Here is a 19,827-nt window from a genome sequence, read left to right on the forward strand (position 1 = left end):
AACCATAGCAGCGGCAGGGTTTTAAGGATGCGCTACCTTGGTCGAAACCGTGACTTGCAAGTCAGTAATCACGTCAGCATAGGCACCCGAACAGCCATGCTGGGCGCTTGATCGCGGCGTAATAACCGCCGCAGAGCGCTCCGGCCTGAATGACAAGCCTTCGCAGCCTTATCTCGGTTTGTCTGACGTTATCTTTTCAAGGAGTTATCGAGTGACTTCACGTTTACCTGTGATCGTTGGTTTTGGTGGCTACAACGCGGCTGGACGCAGCTCTTTCCATCACGGTTTCCGCCGCACGGTGATCGAGTCCATGGACACGCCGGCGCGCCAGCAGACCCTCGCCGGCCTCGCCGTGATGATGAAGCTGGTGCGTGTAGTCGAGGGCGACTATCAGGATGACACCGGCCAGCGCCTGAGCCTGGCCGAGATCGACGCCCGCTTCGCCGAGCAGATTCTCGCGTCGACCCTGGTGCGCCGCATCGAAAAACAACACCTCGACGTCGATGCTGCGCACTGGCAAAAAACCATCGACATCAGTGCCACCGCCGGTCAGCCGCTGAGCTTTATCACCCTGCGCAAACACCTGCCCGAGCCGCTGCCGAGCGACTGGACGGTGGACGAACTGAACGCCAGCGAAGTGCTGGTGACCCTGCACGACAACTGCGAATTCAAGGTCGACAGCTACCGCGCCCTGCCAGTGAAATCCGCTGGCCAACTGCCCACCGGTTTCGAGCCCAGCGAGTTGTACAACGCGCGCTTCCACCCGCGCGGCCTGGCCATGACCATCGTCGGCGTCACCGATGCCCTGCGCGCCACCGGTATCGACTGGCAAACCATCATGCAGCACGTGGCCCCGGATGAGGTGGCGGTGTTCGCCGGCAGCGTGATGAGCCAGCTCGATGAAAACGGCTTCGGCGGTCTGATGCAGTCGCGCCTCAAGGGCGGCCGCGTCACTGCCAAGCAGCTGGCCCTGGGCCTCAACACCATGCCGGCGGATTTTATCAACGCCTATGTGTTGGGCAGCGTCGGCACCACCGGCAGCGTCACCGGCGCGTGCGCCACCTTCCTCTATAACCTGCAGAAAGGCATCGAGCTGATCGGTGCCGGCAAAGCGCGGGTAGTAATAGTCGGCAATAGCGAAGCGCCGATCACGCAGGAGTGCATCGAGGGTTACGGCGCCATGGGCGCGCTGGCCACCGAAGACGGCCTGCGCCAGATCGAAGGCAACGAGGCCGTGGCCCAGAGCGACAGCGAGGTAGACTGGCGCCGCGCCAGCCGCCCATTTGGTCAGAACTGTGGCTTCACTCTGGCCGAGGCCTGCCAGTTCGTGGTGCTGATGGATGACGAACTGGCGCTGGAGCTGGGCGCAGACATCCACGGCGCGGTGCCGGATGTATTTATCAACGCCGACGGTTTCAAAAAATCCATTTCCGCCCCCGGCCCCGGCAACTACCTGACCGTGGCCAAAGCCGTGGCCAGCGCCGTGCAACTGCTGGGCATTGATGCAGTGCGCGAACGCAGCTTCGTCCATGCCCACGGCTCCAGCACCCCGGCCAACCGGGTGACCGAATCGGAAATCCTCGACCGCGTGGCGGCAGCCTTCGCCATTGAGCAGTGGCCAGTGACGGCCGTGAAAGCCTTTGTCGGCCACTCATTGGCCAGCGCCAGCGGTGATCAGCTGATCTCGGCCCTGGGCAGCTTCAAGTACGGGATTATTCCGGGGCTGAAGACCATCGACGCGGTGGCCGACGACGTGCACCAGCAACACCTGAGCTTTGCCACCACTGATCGCACCCGCGCGCCCGAGCGACTGGACCTGTGCGTGATCAACTCCAAGGGCTTTGGTGGCAACAACGCCAGCGCCCTGCTGCTCGCCCCGCACGTGGCCGAACGCATGCTGCGCAAACGCCATGGCGAAACGGCCTTTGCCGCCTACCTGCAGCGCCGCGAAGCCACGCGCAACGCCGCTCAGGCGTATGACGCGCAAGCGCTGCTCGGTGAGTTGGGGATCATCTACAACTTCGGCCAAGACATGATCGACGATCAGCAAATCGAGATCAGCGCCGAGCAGATCAGCGTACCGGGCTTCGCCCAGCCGCTGATGTTCAAGAAGGATGAGCGTTACAGCGATATGCTCGACTGAGTGAGCGGCGGGTGGATATAGGCAACGACATCCATCCAACTCGGTTCGGCCTTCGCCGCTAAAGCGCCTCCCACGAGGTGACGCCGCAATTCGCCGCGACGTAGCCCGGATGCAATCCGGGGCTGCCTTGACCTTATCCCCAGACTCCATCCGGGCTACTGCAGTTGCAGCAATCACCGTTGGGCTTCGCTGCGCTCAACACCAACCTACAGCGCCTACCAACGGCTGGCGCGGCGGTCTGTGGGAGGGGCTTTAGCCGCGACGGGGCCAGCCAGGTCACAGCAGGCTCAGCACTCAATCCAACGCGCGGGCCAGTTGGATCAGTTCGGCGCGCCAGGCAGCGGCCGCAGGCAGCGCCAGAAAATACGGATTGAGCAACGACTCACGCGCTTCATAGGTCAGCGCCTCGCCCTTGAGCGTCAGCACCTCGCCGCCCGCCCCTTCCAGCACGCCCTGCGCTGCAGCGGTGTCCCACTGCGAGGTGGGGGCCAGACGCGGGTAGCAATCGGCATTGCCTTCGGCCAGCTGGCAGAACTTTAGCGAGCTGCCGACATTGGCCAGTTGCAGATCACCAAAACGCTCGCTCAACCCGGTCAACAACGCTTCCTGCGCCGGGCTGGAATGACGGCGGCTGGCCACCAGAGTAAAGGCCTCCTGCGGGGCCAGACGCACACGAATCGGCTCAGCCTTGCCCGCCGCATCCGCGCGCCAAGCACCAAGACCGGCACCGCCGTAATAACACTGACCGGTGGCCGGAATGCCGACCACGCCAAACACCACGCGGCCCTGTTCGATCAACGCGACGTTGACGGTGAACTCTTCGGAGCCGGCGATAAATTCCTTGGTGCCATCCAGCGGGTCAACCAGCCACCAACGGCTCCACTGCGCACGAGTGCTCAGTGCAATATCGGCCGCTTCTTCGGACAACACCGGAATATCAGCCGCTAAGGCCAGCAGGCCGTCATTCAGAATATGGTGCGCGGCCATATCGGCAGCCGTGACCGGCGAGGCGTCGGCTTTTTCATTCACCGTCACATCGGCGCGCCAATGCGGCAATGTCGACGCGCCAGCCTGGCGCACCAGTTCAATCACAGCAGGGATCAGCGGATGGCTCATGGCTTAAAGACCCCACGCTGAGTCAGTACATCGCGGGCCAGGTACAGCGCGGCCAGGGCGCGACCTTCGGTAAATTGCGGGTGTTGGATCAGGCTCGACAGCTCGCGCAGGCTGGTTTGGTCGACGCGCATCGGCTCCGGCTCATCGCCGGGCAGGCGTTCTTCGTAGAGATCCGAGGCCAGCACCACCTGAATCTTCTGGCTCATATAACCCGGCGACAGGCTCAGCTCGGTCAGCAGCTCAAGCTTATGCGCGCCAAAGCCGGCTTCTTCCTTAAGCTCGCGGTTAGCCGCGTCCAGCACGTCCTCGCCCGGTTCGATCAGCCCTTTGGGCAGGGACAACTGGTAGTCATCGGTGCCGCCGCAATATTCCTCGACCAGCAGCGCGTGCTCGGCATCGACCATCGCCACCACCATCACCGCGCCATAGCCGGAACCCTTGCCCACCAGCCGCTCGTAGGTGCGCTCCACGCCGTTGCTGAAGCGCAGTTGCAGCTCCTCAACGCGGAACAAGCGGCTGCTGGCGACAATTTCGCGAGCGAGTACGGTGGGTTTCTGACGCATGGGGCGGCTCCTGGGCAGGACATAGCGGGTTATCATAGCGCGGCTTTTCCTATTATCTGCGTAGGAGATTGCGCGATCACGACGCCTGCGGCGCAAATCGCGACCGCCTGCGCATCTACCAGAAGAACTGCGCATGCCTGCCTTGCCCTGGAACGCCATCGACACCGTCCTGCTGGATATGGACGGCACCTTGCTCGACCTGCACTTCGACAACCATTTCTGGTTGCAACACCTGCCGCAGCGCTACGCCGAGCACCACGGCGTCAGCCGCGCGCTGGCCGAAGCCGAACTGCTGCCGTTGTTTCGCGAGCACGCCGGCACGCTCAACTGGTACTGCACGGATTTCTGGAGCCGCGAGTTGAACCTGTCGATCCGCGACCTCAAGCGCGAAGTCGCGCACCTGATCGCCCTGCGCCCGGACGCCGACACCTTTATCCAGGCGCTGCGCCAGGCCGGCAAGCAGGTGGTCATGATCACCAACGCGCACCGCGATTCGCTGTCGCTGAAGCTGGAACGCATCGAGCTGGCGCCCTACTTCGACCGGCTGATCAGCTCCCACGACTATGGCTTCCCCAAGGAAGACCAGCAGTTCTGGCACGCCCTGCAGCAGGACATCAGCTTCACACCTGCGCGCAGTTTGTTTATCGATGACAGCCTGCCAATCCTGCGCAGTGCCGGACATTTTGGCGTCGGCCACCTGCTCGCCGTGCGCCAACCGGATAGCCAAGCGGGGCCGAAAGACACCGAGGAATTTGCAGCCGTCGAGGACTACCGCGCACTGGTGCAAGGGCTTTAACCTCACACCCGTTGGCCGCCCCAGGACGTTGAGGATGCATCATGGATATCAAACAGCTGAAGTTCCTCATCGCTCTGGATGAAACCCGCCACTTCGGCCAGGCCGCCGCGCGTTGCCATATCACCCAACCCACCCTGTCGATGCGCCTGCGTCAGCTGGAAGACGAGCTGGGGCTGGAGCTGGTGCGCCGTGGCCAACGTTTCGAAGGGTTCAGTGCCGAGGGTGAGCGCATTCTGGCCTGGGCGCGCAGCCTGATGGCCGCGCACGATGGCCTGTATGCCGAAGCAGCGGCCTGCCGTGGCCAGCTGGTCGGCACCTTGCGTTTGGGCGTGGTGCCACTGGCCGGTTTCGATCCCATGCGCCTGGTGCAGTTTTTCGCTGAGCAGCATGCCGGGCTGCGCTTTCAGTTGTTTGCCCTGAGCAGCGAGGAAATACTCGAACGCCTCGGGCGCAATCAGCTCGACCTCGGCCTGTCGTATCTCGACCGCCTCAACCCGGATCATTTCGACAGCCTGGAGCTGGCGGAAACGCGCATGGGCCTGCTGCATGACCGTCGACATTTTCAGTTCACCGACCCGGCCCTGCGCTGGGAAAGCCTGATCGACCTGCCGCTGGGCCTGCTCTCGGCCGGTATGCATTTTCGCCAATCGATCGACCATAGCTTTCGCTCCCGTGGCCTGACGCCCAGCCCACGGCTGGAAACCGATGCAGTGCATCAACTGCTGCAAGCGGTCAGCGCCGGGCTGTGTTGCGCAATCATGCCGCTCAACAGCGGCCTGGCCGAGTTCACCGAGCACTTGGCGCTCACGCCGATTGAGGATGCCCACACCCTCGCCCCGCTGGGCCTGATCCTGCGCCGCAGCGAGCCGCGCTCGGCCCTGGCCGAGGCCTGCTTTGCCGAAGCGCAGAAATTTTTAGCAGACGCGACAGGCTGAAAGGCCCAAGCTTGAAGCCTTGATAGATGCTGTCGATCACTAGATCGGCAACAGCGATTAGACGCCCCCCGTTAGAGCGGCCTAGGCTGGCGCTATTGCCTCGCTGCCGGGAAGCCTGCTCATGCCACGTCACTCCCCGACCATCACCACAAATACCGCGCCGATCCTGCTGCCAGCGCCCACTTACAGTTACATCGAACTGGCGGACGCAAAGCAGGATGGTGCTGCCGCGCTGGCCAGCGAAACGGCGCTGGCGATCAGCTACAACGGCATCAGCCACAGCGTGATGATGGTTTCGCCCAGCGACCTTGAAGACTTTATCTACGGTTTCAGCCTGAGCGCCGGCCTGATCGACAGCTTCGATGAGGTCTACGATATTCGCCTCACGCCACATGCCAGCGCCATCAGCGCCGAGGTGCAGGTCAGCAACCGCGCGTTCTGGGCGCTCAAGCAGCAACGCCGCACCTTGGCCGGCAACAGCGGCTGCGGCCTGTGCGGGGTGGAGGCGCTGGAACAAGCGCTGCCGCAATTGCAAAGCCTCACGCCCAGTCCGCTACCTGCAGCCGCCCATCTGCAAGGTTTGCGCACGCGGATTCAGGCCGTGCAAACCATGGCCAGGCACAGCGGTGCGGTACACGCCGCGCTGTTTGTGGATACAAATGGGGCCATCCAGCTCTGCCGCGAAGACATCGGCCGGCATAACGCCCTCGACAAGCTGCTCGGTGCCCTGCACCGCGAAGGGGAAAACCCGCGCGAGGGCTTTGCCGTGGTCACCAGCCGTTGCAGCCTGGAGCTTATCCACAAGGCCCTGCGCGCCGGTATCGGCACTCTGGTCAGCCTGTCCGCGCCGACCACCCTCAGCGTGCAGTGGGCGCGACAGCACAACCTCAACCTGATTCACCTGCCCCAGCACAGCGCGCCACGGGTCTACAGCCCGGCCGCACCCGGAGTCGCCCAGCCATGAGCCTGCAACCGATCAAGCCACGCTATCAACCCTACACCGGCGCAGCCGCCGGTTGGGGCGCGCTGCGCAGCGTGACGCACTTCTGGCTGGACAGTAAGCAGCCGTTCAAAAACCTGCGCGCCCTGCTCAAAACCAACCAGCACGGCGGCTTCGACTGCCCCGGCTGCGCCTGGGGTGATTCACCGGAAGACGGCCATATCAAGTTCTGCGAGAACGGCGCCAAAGCGGTCAACTGGGAGGCCACCAAACGCCGGGTGGACGCCACCTTCTTCGCCCGTTACAGCGTCAGCCAACTGCGTGAGCAAAGCGATTACTGGCTGGAATACCAGGGCCGCCTGACCGAGCCGATGCGCTATGACCCCGCCAGCGATCATTACCAACCGATCAGCTGGGACGCCGCCTTTGCCCTGATCGCCGAACATCTGAGGGCGCTGAAAAGCCCCAACCAGGCCGAGTTCTACACCTCCGGTCGCGCCAGCAACGAAGCGGCCTACCTGTATCAGCTGTTCGTCCGCGCCTTTGGCAGCAACAACTTTCCCGACTGTTCAAACATGTGCCACGAAGCCAGCGGCGTGGCCCTCGGGCAGAGCGTGGGCGTCGGCAAAGGCAGCGTGACCTTCGCCGATTTTGAGCACAGCGATGCGATCTTCGTGCTCGGGCAGAACCCCGGCACCAACCACCCACGTATGCTTGAACCGCTGCGCGAGGCGGTCCAACGTGGCGCGCAGGTGGTGTGCTTCAACCCGCTAAAAGAGCGCGGCCTGGAGCGTTTTCAGCATCCGCAACATGCGCTGGAGATGCTCAGCAACGGCTCCGAGCCACTGAACACCGCGTTCTTCCGCCCGGCCTTGGGCGGCGATCTAGCCGCCCTGCGCGGCATGGCCAAGTTCCTCCTGCAATGGCACCGCGAAGCGCTGGCCCAGGGCGAACCAGCGGTGTTCGACCTGGCCTTTATCGCGGAACACACCCACGGCGTGGACGACTACTTAGCGCTCTTGGATACCAGCAGTTGGGATTCGCTGGTCGAGCAATCCGGCCTGAGTCTGGACGAACTGAAGCATGCCGCCCTGCTCTACCGCCGTGCCGAGCGGGTGATTATCTGCTGGGCCATGGGCATCACCCAGCACCACAACTCGGTGGCGACCATTCAGGAAATCGTCAACCTGCAACTGCTGCGCGGCAACCTCGGCCGCCCCGGCGCCGGCCTGTGCCCGGTGCGCGGCCACAGCAACGTGCAGGGCGACCGCACCATGGGCATCAATGAGCGCCCATCGGCGGCCTTTCTCGATGCGCTGGAGCAACGCTTTAACTTCCAGGTGCCGCGCGCGCAGGGCCACAACACCGTCGAGGCGATCAACGCCATGCTCGACGGTCAGGCCAAGGTGTTTATCGGTTTGGGCGGCAACTTTGCCCAGGCCACCCCGGACAGCCCGCGCAGCCATGCCGCCCTGAGTCGCTGCGCGCTGACGGTGCAGATCAGCACCAAGCTCAACCGCAGCCATCTGACCATCGGAGCCGACGCGCTGATTCTGCCGTGCCTCGGGCGCACCGATATCGACCAGCAGGCCGGCGGCCCGCAGGCGGTAACCGTGGAAGACTCGTTCAGCATGATCCACGCCTCCTACGGCCAGCTCGAACCGCTGTCGGCGCAGATGCGTTCGGAGCCGGCGATCATTGCCGGTATCGCCAAGGCCACGCTGGGCAATCATCCGGTCGACTGGGACGCACTGATTGCCGATTACCGGCGCATCCGCGAGCTGATTGCGGACACCATTCCTGGCTTCAACGACTTCAACCAGCGCCTGCAACACCCCGGTGGCTTCTACCTGGGCAACCCCGCCGCCGAGCGCCGCTGGCTGACCGCCAGCCACAAGGCCAACTTCAAAGCCAACCCGCTGCCCGCCGATCTGCTGCCGCCGCAAGTGCGCAGCAGCGGGCAAACGCCGGATCTGATCCTGCAGACGCTGCGTTCCCACGATCAGTACAACACCACCATTTATGGCCTGGATGACCGTTACCGTGGGGTCAAGGGCCAGCGTCAGGTGCTATTCGTCAACGAAGCCGACATCCTGCGCTTGGGCTTTCTGCCGGGACAGCAGGTCGATATCCAGTCGATCTGGGATGACGGCATCGAGCGCAAGGTTGCTGGCTTTACCCTGCTGGCCTTCGACATTCCCGCTGGCCAAGCGGCGGCCTACTACCCGGAGGCCAACCCGCTGGTGCCGCTGCAGAGTTTTGGCGCGGGCAGCTTTACCCCAACCTCGAAGTACGTGGCGATTCGCCTGCAGGCGCATCAGGCCGAAACACGCATCCTTTGATGCGAATGTGTGGCGGCGATCACACCGGCGAACCGCAGCAGGGAATTTTTCGGCTAAACGCCCTCTAATGCTGTGCGCGGATAAATCATCCTTTAAAAACAAAGGCCTAGGTCCGCACCCTGTTCAATCGAGAAGGTCTGCCGCATGCGTACATTATTTTCAGCGCTGGTATTCAGCGCCCTGGCTTCGCCCCTGGCCCTGGCGGGCGATACCGGCAAGGTCGCCATCGGCGGCGGTATTGGTGGCGCCCTGGGCAACGTAATCGGTCAACAAGTCGGTGGCAGCACCGGCGCGGCGATTGGTGCAGGCCTGGGTGGCGCTGCAGGTGGCGTCATTACCGCACGCGACGGTAACAAGACTGAAGCCGCATTGGGCGGCGGCCTGGGCGCAGCCGGTGGCTCGGTACTGGGTAACAAGGTCGGCGGCAGCACCGGTTCAACGATCGGCGCCGGCCTGGGCGGCGCAGCCGGTGGCGCATTGGCTAATGAATACGCCGGCGGCAGCGAACGTGATCGCGGCTACTCCAACGGCAAGAAACACAAGAAGCATAAAAAGCATAAAAAGCACAAACATCACTAAGTGCCGAGTGCTGACAACAAAAAGCCGCCTAACAGCGGCTTTTTGTGTATGTGGTAAGCACCTTAGCCGCGACGCCAGCCTGGCGGCGCACAGCTCAAACGCCGCTACGCAGCCGGTTCCATCAGTAGCACCGTCAGCGCCGCCCGCAGGTTCTCGGGAATGCTCATCGGGCGGTTGCTGCTGCGGTCAACGAAGACATGCACAAAACGTCCGGCCGCGCAGGCTTCGTCTTCATCGGCCTTGAACACCGCCAGTTCGTACTGCACCGAACTGTTGCCCAGCTTGCCGACGCGCAGGCCGATTTCGATGCGTTCGGGAAAGGCGATGGAAGCGAAGTAATCGCAGCTGGAGCTGACCACAAAGCCCACCACATTGCCGTGATGGATATCCAGGCCGCCGACCTCAATCAGGTAGGTGTTCACCGCGCTGTCGAAGAAGCTGTAGTAGGTGACATTGTTGACGTGGCCGTAGACGTCGTTGTCATGCCAGCGCGTGGTGAGCGGCTGGAAGTGTCGGTAATCGCTGCGCAGGTGCTGGGGTTGGTTCATGGGGAATCCTTGTAATGTGCAGGGAAACACAAACGTCGCGGCTAAAACGGGGTGCCGCCCAGCCACTCCCACAGGCGCGCGGTGCCCCGTGGGAGGGGCTTTAGCCGCGAAACAGCCTAGTAAGCTACTTGGTAGATGGCCAGCGCATGGGCTTCGTTCACTTCGCGCGGGTTATTCACCAGCAAGCGCTGTTGCTGCATGGCGTCGCGGGCCAGCGTCGGCAGCATGTCCTGCGGTACGCCGGCATCACGCAAGCGCGTCGGCAGGCCACTGCGCAGGCTGAAATCGGCCAGTGCGCCGATCAACTGCTCAGTCTGCTGCAACACGCTGCCCGCACGCAGCTGATCGCCCAGCACCAGCGGAGCCAGTTCGGCATACAGCGGCGCAGCCACGCTGGCATTGAAAGCCAACACATGCGGCAGCACCAAGGCATTACTCAGGCCGTGGGGAATATGAAAATGCCCGCCCAGCGGGTAGGCCAGCGCATGCACAGCTGCCACGGGTGCGTTGGCAAACGCCTGACCGGCCAGGCATGAGCCCAGCAACATGGCCTGACGCGCCTCGCGGTTGCAGCCGTTGTGCACCACTTCATCCAGATTGGCCGCCAGCAGGCGCAGCGCTTCGCGGGCCAGCAGGTCGGACAGCGGGTTCTTTTTCAGCACGCTGGTGTAGGCCTCGATGGCGTGCACCATGGCATCGATGCCGGTAGCGGCGGTCACGGCGGGCGGCAGGCCAAGGGTCAGTTCGGCATCCAGCAGAGCCAGATCCGGCAGCAGCAGCGGCGAAACCACGCCCATTTTGCTGGTTTCACCGGTGGTGATGATGGAAATCTGCGTGACTTCCGAACCGGTGCCGGCGGTGGTCGGCACCAGAATCAGCGGCAAGCGCTGGCCTCGGGCATTGCCAACGCCGTAAATCTGCGCCAGCTCCTGGCAACAGTTGGGATGGGCAAGCAATGCCACCAGCTTGGCCACATCCATCGAGCTGCCGCCGCCAAAACCGACAATCAGCTGCGCGTTAAGCGCACGAGCCTGCGCAACCGCTGCCAGCAAAATCGCCTCGGGCGGGTCGGCGACCACCTGATCGAACACCTCGACCATCAGTTCGGCGCGGGTAAAGCCTGGCAACACATCCGCCAGCAAGCCGAGCTTACTGATGCCCGGATCGGTGACGATCAGCACCCGCTGCGCACCGCGCTCGCGGCACAAGTCGGCCAGACGCCGGGATGCACCGATTTCGCAGAGCATCTGCGCCGTGGTGGCAAAGCTGAAAGGCTGCATGGCGTCGTCCTCATGTGACAGCTACGGGCACAGTACCGGCTGAATCACCGGGACACGCCACTACTATTTGGCAAATGAGCCCCGGCGATAAGCCGCATTCAACCGCTGAATATGCCGAGCATGGCTGACGGACGGTAACGCGCGAAACGCCTCACGTGACGGAAAAATCGACAGGTAGGCCAATGACGATGCAGATCTGGCTTGCGTGCTGCCCGGCTATCACCCAACAAAACGCAGCAACAAAAAAACCGCCGCTGATCGCATTGACCAGCAGCGGCTTGGGAAAACGAGGGGCGGGACTTAGAACGCTGCGTCACCAATGAGCATGCCGTGCATGACTCTGTAGGTCTTGCGACCCGACTGCAACGTCAGCGGGTTGCGGCCGGCAATAATCCAGCCTTTGGTCAGCAGCTTGTCGATGTGCGCCCGTAATTCGGGCAGGTAACGCTGTTCTTTCTGAAGGGCTTCCATTCTGCGCATCCTCTTGAGGACTCCTCTGCGACAACTGCTTTTGTCGTTTGACGCATTCATCCGTGATAACTGTCACAGAGCATAGTGGCCAGATGCCCACTGAGGAAGCGGCAAAGGGCCACACCCTTGTAGGCCTGCCGCACCGGGTTTCTATGGCGTTTGGCTTACATTCATCTTGATCTTAGACCGCCTCGGCCGCTGCAGGTGCTGAGCCGACCTGCGGTGAGCTGAACTCCAGATAACCGTCCACCACCCGGCCATAACGCAGCAGCAGCAAGTCCAGCAGGTAGTTCTGGTAGAGCTTCCACGGTGCGCGATCACCCTGGCTGGGGATTTTGTCAGCGGCACGCTGGATATAGCCGGAGGCCAGATCCAGAAAAGGCGCTTGTTTAACCTTGCGCAAGGCATCACGTGGCGTGCACTGGCGCATACCGCTGGCGTCCATGTGGTTGATCAGGCGGCAGAAGTACTCGCTGGACAGGTCCGCCTTGAGCGTCCAACTGGCGTTGGTATAACCCAACACCACGGCGGCGTTGGGTAAGTCGCGCAGCATGATGCCGCGATAGCCCATGCTCTTGGCCGCATCGAAAGGCACGCCATCCACCGCCACCTGCATGCCGCCAAACAGCTGCAGTTCCAGCCCAGTGGCGCTGACGATGACATCGGCCGGCAACTCTTCACCCGATTTCAGGCGAATGCCCTTGGCGGTTAAGCCATCGATAGCAGCTGTCACCACCGATGCCTTGCCTTCACGCAGCACCTTGAACAAGTCGCCATCGGGCACGGCGCATACGCGTTCGTCCCAAGGCTGGTAGCGCGGGGTGAAATGGCGCATGTCGTAACCCGCGCCGAGTTGGCGCTTGGTCAGGCTCAGCAACACCTTGCGCACCAGATTCGGCAGGGTTTTCGAGAGTTTGTAAAAGCCCAGTTGCATCGCCACATTGCGCGTGCGGGCCAAGCGGTAGACCCAGGTTTCCGGCAGAAAACGGCGCAAGAAGGCGGAAATCGGATCGCCCTGCGGCAGGCTTACTACGTAGGTCGGCGAGCGTTGCAACATGGTCACGTGCTTGGCTTTGTCAGTCATGGCCGGCACCAGTGTCACGGCGGTGGCGCCGCTGCCGATCACCACCACGTTTTTGCCGCTGTAATCGAAGTGTTCCGGCCACAGCTGCGGGTGGATAAAGTCGCCCTGGAACTGCTCGCGGCCTTTGAATTCCGGGGTGTAGCCGGCCTCGTAGCGGTAATAGCCGGTGCACATCAGCAGGTGCTGACAGCTCAGCTGGATCGGCTCGGCGTCTTCGCCGCGTTGCACCTGCAGGGTCCACGTGGCGCGCTCGCTGCACCAGTCGGCCTTGAGCACCTTGTGCTGGAAGCGGATTTTGTCCTGAATGCCGTTTTCTTCCGCCGTTTCAGCGATGTAACGGCGGATCGACGGGCCGTCGGCAATCGCCAGCGGGTTGGTCCAGGGTTTGAAGTTGTAGCCGAGGGTGAACATGTCCGAGTCGGAACGGATGCCCGGGTAGCGGAACAGGTCCCAGGTGCCGCCCAATGCCGCGCGGCCTTCGAGGATGGCGAAGCGTTTGCCGGGGCAATGCTTCATCAGGTGATACGCCGCACCGACGCCGGACAACCCGGCACCAATGATCAACACATCCAGATGTTCGGCAGGCATGGGGGCTACTCCGGCGGCATGGGTTGTAACGAGCCGAATAACCTCGGCCCGTTCGTGCCACCAGATTCACCCGCATGCGTGCGTTTGTCATCCAACCTTTGTGGTGTCATCGCCCCCGCAATGACACACACAGCGTCGCGGCATTGACCAAACCGCTTAGCGGTCCGTTAGAAACGGTTACGCAGCACCACTTCGTTGAACGGCAGCTTACCGATGCGCGGCTTGGGTTCGAGGGTCTTCTTGCCCACCGCGACCATCAACGCGATGACGTGGTTGTCTGGCAGGTTGATCAGCTTGGCCACCGCATCAAAGTCAAAACCGTCCATCGGGCAGGAATCCAGCCCTTTGCCACGGGCGGCGAGCATCAGGGTCTGCGCCATCAGGCCACAGCTGCGCATGGTTTCGTCGCGCTGCACCTGCGATTTGTCGCGGTAGTAGGTGTCGATGGCACCCGCCATGTACGCCTGAACTTCTTGCGGCGCACCTTCCCAGACGCGGCCGACATTCTGCTCCCAGCTGTCGATCTGCGCACAGACCACCACCAGCATTGAGGCGTCTGTCACTTGCGCTTGGCCCCACGCCACTTCACGCAGTTGCTGACGCAGAGCCGGATCGCTGACCTCGACAAGGCGCACGTGCTGCAAGTTAAAGGCCGACGGCGCAAACAGGGCCAATTGCAGCAGTTCGTCTTTCTCGGCTTCGCTCAGGGTAAAGGCCGGGTCATAACCTTTGACGGCGCGGCGGCTGCGGATGGCTTCGTCGATGTGCATGGTGCTTGCCTCAATGCTGGTGATAGTGGCTGCAATCCTAGGCGCGCGCGCGAGGCAAAACCAAACACGATTACCGATAACAGTTATCAAGACAGACGATAGCAACGTGACGCCTGATAACATTTGCGCCCGCATTCAGACTCAACGACTCCCTATGACCCCCAGCGCCCTCGCCACCCTGCACCAGCATCTGCTCGATGCGCTGACAACCGCGCCAGCCGAAACCCGTCGCCTGTTCCACGGCCGGGGCCGCTGCTGGCCGGGGCTGGAGCAGATCACCGTGGACTGGCTGCAAGGCGTGCTGCTGGTGGCACTGTTCAAGCCGGTGAGCGATGCCGAACTGGCCGCACTGCAACAGATGCTGCGCGACCTTAGCCAATCCAATGCCTGGCAACAGAGCGGCGCACACAGCCTCTTGCTGCAGCAACGCTACCTGCCCGAAAGCCCCACGCAATGGCTGATCGGCGAACCAGTGGAACACTGGGACATCCGCGAACACGGCCTGCACTACCGCCTTGATCTGGGCAAAAAGCAGAACACCGGCCTGTTCCTCGACATGCGCCACGGCCGCCAGTGGGTTCAGGCCCAGGCGGCGGGCAAGCGCGTGCTTAACCTGTTCGCCTACACCTGTGGTTTTTCCGTGGCGGCCTTGGCGGGCGGCGCGCAGCAGGTGGTCAATCTGGACATGGCCAAAGCGGCCCTCAGTCGGGGCCGTGATAACCATCGGCTGAATCAACACGACCTGAGCCAGGTGGTGTTTCTCGGCCACGACCTGTTCAAGTCCTGGGGCAAGGTGGCCAAGTACGGGCCGTACGACCTGATCATCATCGACCCGCCCTCCTTCCAGCGCGGCAGCTTTGTGCTGAGCAAGGATTACCCCAAGGTGCTGCGTCGCCTGCCGGAACTGTTGAGCGCGAACGGGCTGGTGCTGGCCTGTAGCAACGAGCCGGAAATCGGCCCGGATTACCTGATTCAGGCCATGACCGCTGAAGCGCCGGGCCTGCGCTTTGTCGAACGCCTGAGCAACCCGCCGGAATTCCCCGACAGCCAGCCAGACAGCGCACTCAAAGCACTGGTCTTTCAGCAGGGTTAATCAACGCACACGGGCCTAAAGCATGAAATGGTGCCAGTCGCACGGGAGGCCATTGACGGTCGCTCCCGTAGGCGCTGAGCGAATCAGGCAAACACGAAGTATTTGCGCACGGTTTCCACCACCTCCCAGGTGCCCTTCATCCCCGGCTCGACGATAAAGATATCGCCAGCGCGCAGATGAATCGGTGCCTGCCCTTCCGGGGTGATGATGCAGTACCCCTCCTGAAAGTGGCAGTACTCCCATTTCTCATAGGCCACCTGCCATTTACCGGGCGTGCAGATCCAGGTGCCCATGATCTTGCTGCCATCTGCCGAGGTGTAGGCATTCAGGTTGACGGTGTGCGGCTCGCCGGCAATGCGCGTCCACTTGCAGGCATCCAGCAGTGGAATCGGCTGGGTATCACGCAAAACGGTAATCGGGGACATAGGTGGCTCCTGAGGTCAGTAGAAGAACAAGCGTCAGCCTAGAACCAACGCCCGTCCCTGACTGTCCTGAGGTCGACCTGCAACTGCCTGGAAGCGCGGGCAGTTCACACGCCCATACGGCTGGGTCATGCATGTTGAATCGGGCCATGCAAAGGTTGAACACCGCCCACGCGGTTCAAGCCTGCGCCTTGCACTGGGCGTTTGCGCCGCGACAAGGTTAAGCTGTGCGCCATGAGTACAGCCCCGTTTATCACACCGTTTGAGTCCAGCCGCACGGATGCGCCTTCTGGGTTGCGTATCGGTGGCGACTGGACGTTGGCCCACTACGCCGCACTCGAAGCGCAGGTGCAGAGCCTGCGCGGCCGTCTGCCGACGGATGCACCCATCGACCTGGATGCACTCAACGCCCTCGATACGGCCGGTGCGGCCCTGCTGGTGGAATTGCTCGGCAGCCAGCGCTTGGCACAACTGACGCAACAAGCGCCGCACCTGAGCACTGAACGCCGCGCTTTGCTGCAAGCCGTGGGCAGCGCGATTGCCGAAGCGGGCGATGTTGTACCCGCCAAACGCATACCGGCCTGGCGCGAGTTTTTCGGGCAAATTGGCCAGGCCGTGGAAGAGTTTTGGCAACAGGCTGTGACCCTGCTCGGTTTTATCGGCATGACCCTGGCCGCCATGTTCGCCATCCTGCTGCGCCCTGGCCGCTGGCGCATCACCTCGCTGGTCGCGCATTTGCAGCAGAGCGGGCTGAACGCGGTACCGATTGTGGCCCTGCTGACTTTTCTGGTCGGTGCGGTGGTGGCCTTTCTCGGCGCCACAGTGCTCGCCGACTTTGGCGCGAGCATCTATACGGTCGACTTGGTGGCGTTCTCTTTTTTGCGCGAATTCGGCGTGCTGCTCACCGCCATTCTCATGGCCGGGCGCACGGCCAGCGCCTTTACCGCGCAAATTGGCTCGATGAAGGCCAATGAAGAAATCGACGCCATTCGCACCCTGGGCCTCAACCCGCTGGAACTGCTGGTGCTGCCACGGGTGTTCGCCCTGCTGATCGCCCTGCCGATTCTGACCTTTATTGCCATGCTCAGCGGCATCCTCGGCGGCGCGGTGGTGTGCGCCCTGAGCCTGGATATTTCACCGGCCATGTATTTGGCCATGCTGCAGGAAAACATCGCCCTCAAGCACTTTCTGGTGGGCATGGCCAAAGCACCGATTTTTGCCTTTCTGATCGCCGTGATCGGCTGCCTGGAAGGCTTCAAAGTCACCGGCAGCGCACAGTCGGTGGGTGAACGCACCACCTCCAGCGTGGTGCAGTCGATTTTTGTGGTGATCGTGCTCGACGCCCTCGCCGCGCTGTTCCTCATGGAGATGGGCTGGTGATGGGCGAAGCGATTATCGAAGTGCGCCACTTGGTCAACCGCTTTGGCACGCAGACCGTGCACCAGGACCTGGCGCTGGACCTGTACCGTGGCGAAGTGCTCGGGGTGGTCGGCGGTTCGGGCACCGGTAAATCGGTGCTGCTGCGCAGCATTCTCGGCCTGCGCCAGGCCAACGCCGGCACCGTGCGAGTGTTCGGCGAAGAACTGCTGAGCCTGTCACCCGAGCGGCGCTCGCGGCTGGAACGACGCTTTGGTGTGCTCTATCAACGTGGCGCGCTGTTTTCCTCGCTGACGGTAACGGAAAACATCGCCCTGCCGCTGATCGAGCACGCGGGCCTCAGCCGCGCCTCGGCCGAACGCTTGGCCCAGGTCAAACTGGCGCTGGTCGGGCTGCCGCGCACAGCGGGCGATAAGTACCCCACGGAGCTGTCGGGCGGCATGATCAAGCGCGCGGCACTGGGGCGGGCGCTGGCCTTGGAGCCGGACATTCTGTTTCTCGACGAACCCACCGCCGGGCTTGACCCGATTGGCGCGGCCGCCTTCGACCAACTGATTCTGACCCTGCGCGACGCCCTGGGCCTGAGCGTATTTCTGGTCACCCATGACCTCGACACGCTCTACACCATCTGCGACCGGGTGGCCGTGCTGGCGGAAAAACGTGTGCTGGTGGCCGACCGTCTGGACGTGGTGGCCGCCACCGACAACCCATGGATTCACGATTATTTTCACGGCCCGCGCGGACGCGCAGCCGAACAGGCCGCCAACGGCGCGCCAGGGAGCCCCTGATGGAACCGCGTGCACACCACGTGTTGATTGGCCTGTTTACCGTGCTGATGGTGGCCGGTGCGCTGGGCTTTGCCCTGTGGCTGAGCAAAGCCAGCTCGGACCAGGAACTGCACGACTATGATGTCATCTTTAACGAAGCGGTCAGCGGGCTCTCCGCTGGCAGCGCCGTGCAATACAGCGGCATCAAAGTGGGCGATGTGATCAGCCTGCGCCTCGATCCCAAAGACCCGCGCAAGGTCCGCGCGCACATCCGCGTCAGCGCCAGCACGCCGATCAAACAAGACACCCGCGCACGCCTGTCGATTACCGGCATCACCGGTGCGGCATTGATCCAACTGCACAGCGGCACGCCGAAAAGTCCAGTGCTGGTAGGCAAAGAGGGCAAACGTGCAGAGATCGTCGCCGACCCTTCACCTCTCACCCGCCTGATGGCCAACGGCGAAGACTTAGTGCTCAGCGTCACCCAGTTGCTCAACCGCGCTAACCAACTGTTCTCCGATGAAAATATCGAGCGCGTCTCGCGCACCCTGGAGAACGTCGAACAAACCAGCGCCAGCGTGGCCGAGCAGCGCGATGAACTGCGCCTGGCCCTGCAACAGATGAGCAGCGCCAGCCAGGAAGCGGCCAGCCTGATGCGCAACGCCAATCAACTGCTCAGTGGCCCCGGCCATGACGCACTGCACAGTGCCGGGCGCATGATCACCTCATTGGAGCGCAGCAGCAGCGAGATCGAACGCCTGCTCAGCGACAATCGCAGCGCCCTCAATGGCGGCATGCAAGGCATCGGCGAACTGGGCCCGACCATCATTGAACTGCGCGAAACCCTCAGCGCCCTGCGTTCCTTCGCCCGCCGCCTGGAGGAAGACCCGGCCGGCTACCTGCTGCGCAGCGACACCATCAAGGAGTTCCAACCATGAAGCGCCTTCGCCTTGCCGTCGCCGGCCTGTTGATCGCCTGCCTGAGCGCCTGCACGGTGCTGCCGAAAAGCCAGGTGCTGAGCATTTACCGCCTGCCTGCCAGCAGCCTGCCCAGCCATGACGCCAGCGCCGACTGGGCGCTGCGGGTGAACAAGCCCTACAGCAGCCAATTGCTCGACAGCACACGAATTGCCGTCTTGCCGCCGGGCGATCAAATCAGCGCTTACCAAGGCGTGCGCTGGAGCGACCGGGCACCGCTGCTGTTGCGCGACCGCTTGGTGGATGCCTTTCTCGACGACGGTCGCCTCAAGGCGGTGAGCAGCGATGACAGCCGCCTGCAAGCCGATCTGGAACTGGACGGCGACCTGCGCGCCTTCCAAAGTGAATACCAGAACGGTCGCCCGGCCGCGCGCATCCTGCTCGAAGCGAGGCTGGTGGAAAGTGGCAGCTTGCGCATCCTCGCCAGCCGTCGCTTCGAGGTCAGCCAACCCGCCAGCGACACCACGGTGCCTGCCGTGATCAATGCCTTCGGGCAGGCTGGCGACCAACTGGCACGTGAGGTGCTGGAATGGACGGTGCAGCAAGGTCAGGCGGCGCAGCAAAAATAAACTCAGTTGTTTAAGAGAGGGACGAGCCATGGATAAGTTTATGCAAGCGGCCATCGACGAGGCGCGCCAAGGACTGGCCGAAGGCGGCATCCCAATTGGTTCGGTGCTGGTGCACAAAGGCCAGATCATCGGCCGTGGTCACAACCGCCGTGTGCAACAGGGCAGCGCCATCCGCCATGGCGAAATGGACGCCCTGGAAAACGCCGGTCGGCAAACCGCGCAGACCTACCGCGAGTCGGTGCTCTACACCACCCTCTCGCCCTGCGCGATGTGCAGCGGCGCGATTCTGCTGTACGGCATCCCCACGGTGGTGATCGGCGAGAACCAGACCTTTCTCGGCGAAGAAGCGTTGCTGCGCGAACGCGGGGTAAACCTGCAGGTGCTGCAAAACGACGAATGCCTGCACCTGATGCAAGGCTTTATCGCCGCCCAGCCGACGCTGTGGAATGAGGATATCGGCGAGTAGC

The 19,827-nt window shown here is 62.7% G+C and carries 20 protein-coding genes; 12 read left to right on the forward strand and 8 right to left on the reverse strand.

The features are described 5' to 3' along the window. The first annotated feature begins 211 nt into the window (after nucleotides 1-211). Complete coding sequence (locus tag AUK77_RS14280) at nucleotides 212-2,143, forward strand: beta-ketoacyl synthase (RefSeq protein ID WP_296130760.1); 1,932 nt, start codon at nucleotides 212-214, stop codon at nucleotides 2,141-2,143. 294 nt (nucleotides 2,144-2,437) lie between these two features. Here AUK77_RS14280 and cysQ read toward each other — a convergent pair whose 3' ends face one another. Together cysQ and nudE are read right to left on the reverse strand one after the other, a co-directional pair. Then, entirely contained in the window at nucleotides 2,438-3,259 is an 822-nt protein-coding gene (cysQ, locus tag AUK77_RS14285; protein WP_296130763.1) for a 3'(2'),5'-bisphosphate nucleotidase CysQ, read from the reverse strand. Beyond that, on the reverse strand, nucleotides 3,256-3,822 hold the full coding sequence (gene nudE, locus AUK77_RS14290; protein WP_296130764.1) for an ADP compounds hydrolase NudE: 567 nt from the start codon (nucleotides 3,820-3,822) through the stop codon (nucleotides 3,256-3,258). Before nudE ends, cysQ begins: the two co-directional genes overlap by 4 nt. A gap of 133 nt (nucleotides 3,823-3,955) precedes the next feature. On the opposite strand from nudE, the gene yrfG reads away from it, so the two are divergent. The 5 genes from yrfG (at nucleotide 3,956) to AUK77_RS14315 (ending at nucleotide 9,414) form a co-directional block, all read left to right on the forward strand. Continuing rightward, nucleotides 3,956-4,618, forward strand: coding sequence for a GMP/IMP nucleotidase (yrfG, locus tag AUK77_RS14295; protein WP_296130767.1), 663 nt, complete (start codon nucleotides 3,956-3,958; stop codon nucleotides 4,616-4,618). 41 nt (nucleotides 4,619-4,659) lie between these two features. Continuing rightward, nucleotides 4,660-5,553: a LysR family transcriptional regulator gene (locus tag AUK77_RS14300; RefSeq protein ID WP_296130769.1), complete on the forward strand. Its 894-nt coding sequence runs from the start codon at nucleotides 4,660-4,662 to the stop codon at nucleotides 5,551-5,553. 121 nt (nucleotides 5,554-5,674) lie between these two features. Beyond that, nucleotides 5,675-6,517 carry a formate dehydrogenase accessory sulfurtransferase FdhD gene (gene fdhD / locus AUK77_RS14305; protein ID WP_296130772.1) on the forward strand — a complete coding sequence of 281 codons (843 nt, stop codon included), beginning with the start codon at nucleotides 5,675-5,677 and terminating at the stop codon, nucleotides 6,515-6,517. Continuing rightward, nucleotides 6,514-8,835: an FdhF/YdeP family oxidoreductase gene (locus AUK77_RS14310; RefSeq protein WP_296130775.1), complete on the forward strand. Its 2,322-nt coding sequence runs from the start codon at nucleotides 6,514-6,516 to the stop codon at nucleotides 8,833-8,835. The genes fdhD and AUK77_RS14310 overlap by 4 nt, the downstream gene beginning before the upstream one ends. Nucleotides 8,836-8,979: 144 nt before the next feature. Then, entirely contained in the window at nucleotides 8,980-9,414 is a 435-nt protein-coding gene (locus AUK77_RS14315; protein WP_296130776.1) for a hypothetical protein, read from the forward strand. A gap of 104 nt (nucleotides 9,415-9,518) precedes the next feature. Here the strand turns inward: AUK77_RS14315 and AUK77_RS14320 are convergent, their stop codons facing one another. The 5 genes from AUK77_RS14320 to AUK77_RS14340 form a co-directional block, all read right to left on the reverse strand. Beyond that, nucleotides 9,519-9,962: a thioesterase family protein gene (locus AUK77_RS14320; RefSeq protein ID WP_296130779.1), complete on the reverse strand. Its 444-nt coding sequence runs from the start codon at nucleotides 9,960-9,962 to the stop codon at nucleotides 9,519-9,521. A gap of 116 nt (nucleotides 9,963-10,078) precedes the next feature. After that, a complete protein-coding gene (locus tag AUK77_RS14325; protein WP_296130781.1) occupies nucleotides 10,079-11,242 on the reverse strand; it encodes an iron-containing alcohol dehydrogenase in 1,164 nt (387 codons plus the stop codon). Between the two features lie 300 nt (nucleotides 11,243-11,542). After that, on the reverse strand, nucleotides 11,543-11,713 hold the full coding sequence (locus AUK77_RS14330) for a hypothetical protein (protein WP_296130785.1): 171 nt from the start codon (nucleotides 11,711-11,713) through the stop codon (nucleotides 11,543-11,545). A 181-nt stretch (nucleotides 11,714-11,894) separates the two neighbouring features. Further along, nucleotides 11,895-13,385 carry an NAD(P)/FAD-dependent oxidoreductase gene (locus AUK77_RS14335; protein ID WP_296130787.1) on the reverse strand — a complete coding sequence of 497 codons (1,491 nt, stop codon included), beginning with the start codon at nucleotides 13,383-13,385 and terminating at the stop codon, nucleotides 11,895-11,897. Nucleotides 13,386-13,552: 167 nt separating this feature from the next. Next, nucleotides 13,553-14,155, reverse strand: coding sequence for a nitroreductase family protein (locus AUK77_RS14340; RefSeq protein ID WP_296130790.1), 603 nt, complete (start codon nucleotides 14,153-14,155; stop codon nucleotides 13,553-13,555). 154 nt (nucleotides 14,156-14,309) lie between these two features. On the opposite strand from AUK77_RS14340, the gene AUK77_RS14345 reads away from it, so the two are divergent. After that, on the forward strand, nucleotides 14,310-15,248 hold the full coding sequence (locus AUK77_RS14345; protein ID WP_296130792.1) for a class I SAM-dependent methyltransferase: 939 nt from the start codon (nucleotides 14,310-14,312) through the stop codon (nucleotides 15,246-15,248). Nucleotides 15,249-15,331: 83 nt separating this feature from the next. On the opposite strand, the gene AUK77_RS14350 is transcribed toward AUK77_RS14345, so the two are convergent. After that, the gene (locus AUK77_RS14350; RefSeq protein WP_090250378.1) at nucleotides 15,332-15,673 is read right to left on the reverse strand and encodes a cupin domain-containing protein; all 342 of its coding nucleotides are present in this window, start codon (nucleotides 15,671-15,673) and stop codon (nucleotides 15,332-15,334) included. A 231-nt stretch (nucleotides 15,674-15,904) separates the two neighbouring features. On the opposite strand from AUK77_RS14350, the gene AUK77_RS14355 reads away from it, so the two are divergent. Genes AUK77_RS14355 through AUK77_RS14375 form a run of 5 tightly spaced genes read left to right on the forward strand, consistent with a single transcriptional unit; the run spans nucleotide 15,905 to nucleotide 19,826 of the window. Then, nucleotides 15,905-17,050: an ABC transporter permease gene (locus AUK77_RS14355; protein ID WP_296130794.1), complete on the forward strand. Its 1,146-nt coding sequence runs from the start codon at nucleotides 15,905-15,907 to the stop codon at nucleotides 17,048-17,050. Next, entirely contained in the window at nucleotides 17,050-17,835 is a 786-nt protein-coding gene (locus AUK77_RS14360; RefSeq protein ID WP_177479899.1) for an ABC transporter ATP-binding protein, read from the forward strand. The genes AUK77_RS14355 and AUK77_RS14360 overlap by 1 nt, the downstream gene beginning before the upstream one ends. After that, entirely contained in the window at nucleotides 17,835-18,752 is a 918-nt protein-coding gene (locus AUK77_RS14365) for an MlaD family protein (protein ID WP_296130797.1), read from the forward strand. The genes AUK77_RS14360 and AUK77_RS14365 overlap by 1 nt, the downstream gene beginning before the upstream one ends. Then, nucleotides 18,749-19,360 carry an ABC-type transport auxiliary lipoprotein family protein gene (locus tag AUK77_RS14370; RefSeq protein WP_296130800.1) on the forward strand — a complete coding sequence of 204 codons (612 nt, stop codon included), beginning with the start codon at nucleotides 18,749-18,751 and terminating at the stop codon, nucleotides 19,358-19,360. Before AUK77_RS14365 ends, AUK77_RS14370 begins: the two co-directional genes overlap by 4 nt. Nucleotides 19,361-19,388: 28 nt before the next feature. Further along, nucleotides 19,389-19,826, forward strand: coding sequence for a nucleoside deaminase (locus AUK77_RS14375; RefSeq protein ID WP_296130808.1), 438 nt, complete (start codon nucleotides 19,389-19,391; stop codon nucleotides 19,824-19,826). Nucleotide 19,827 lies beyond the last annotated feature (1 nt).

It is taken from the genome of Pseudomonas sp. Ga0074129 (genome assembly GCA_001465025.1).
Classification (GTDB): Bacteria; Pseudomonadota; Gammaproteobacteria; order Pseudomonadales; family Pseudomonadaceae; genus Aquipseudomonas.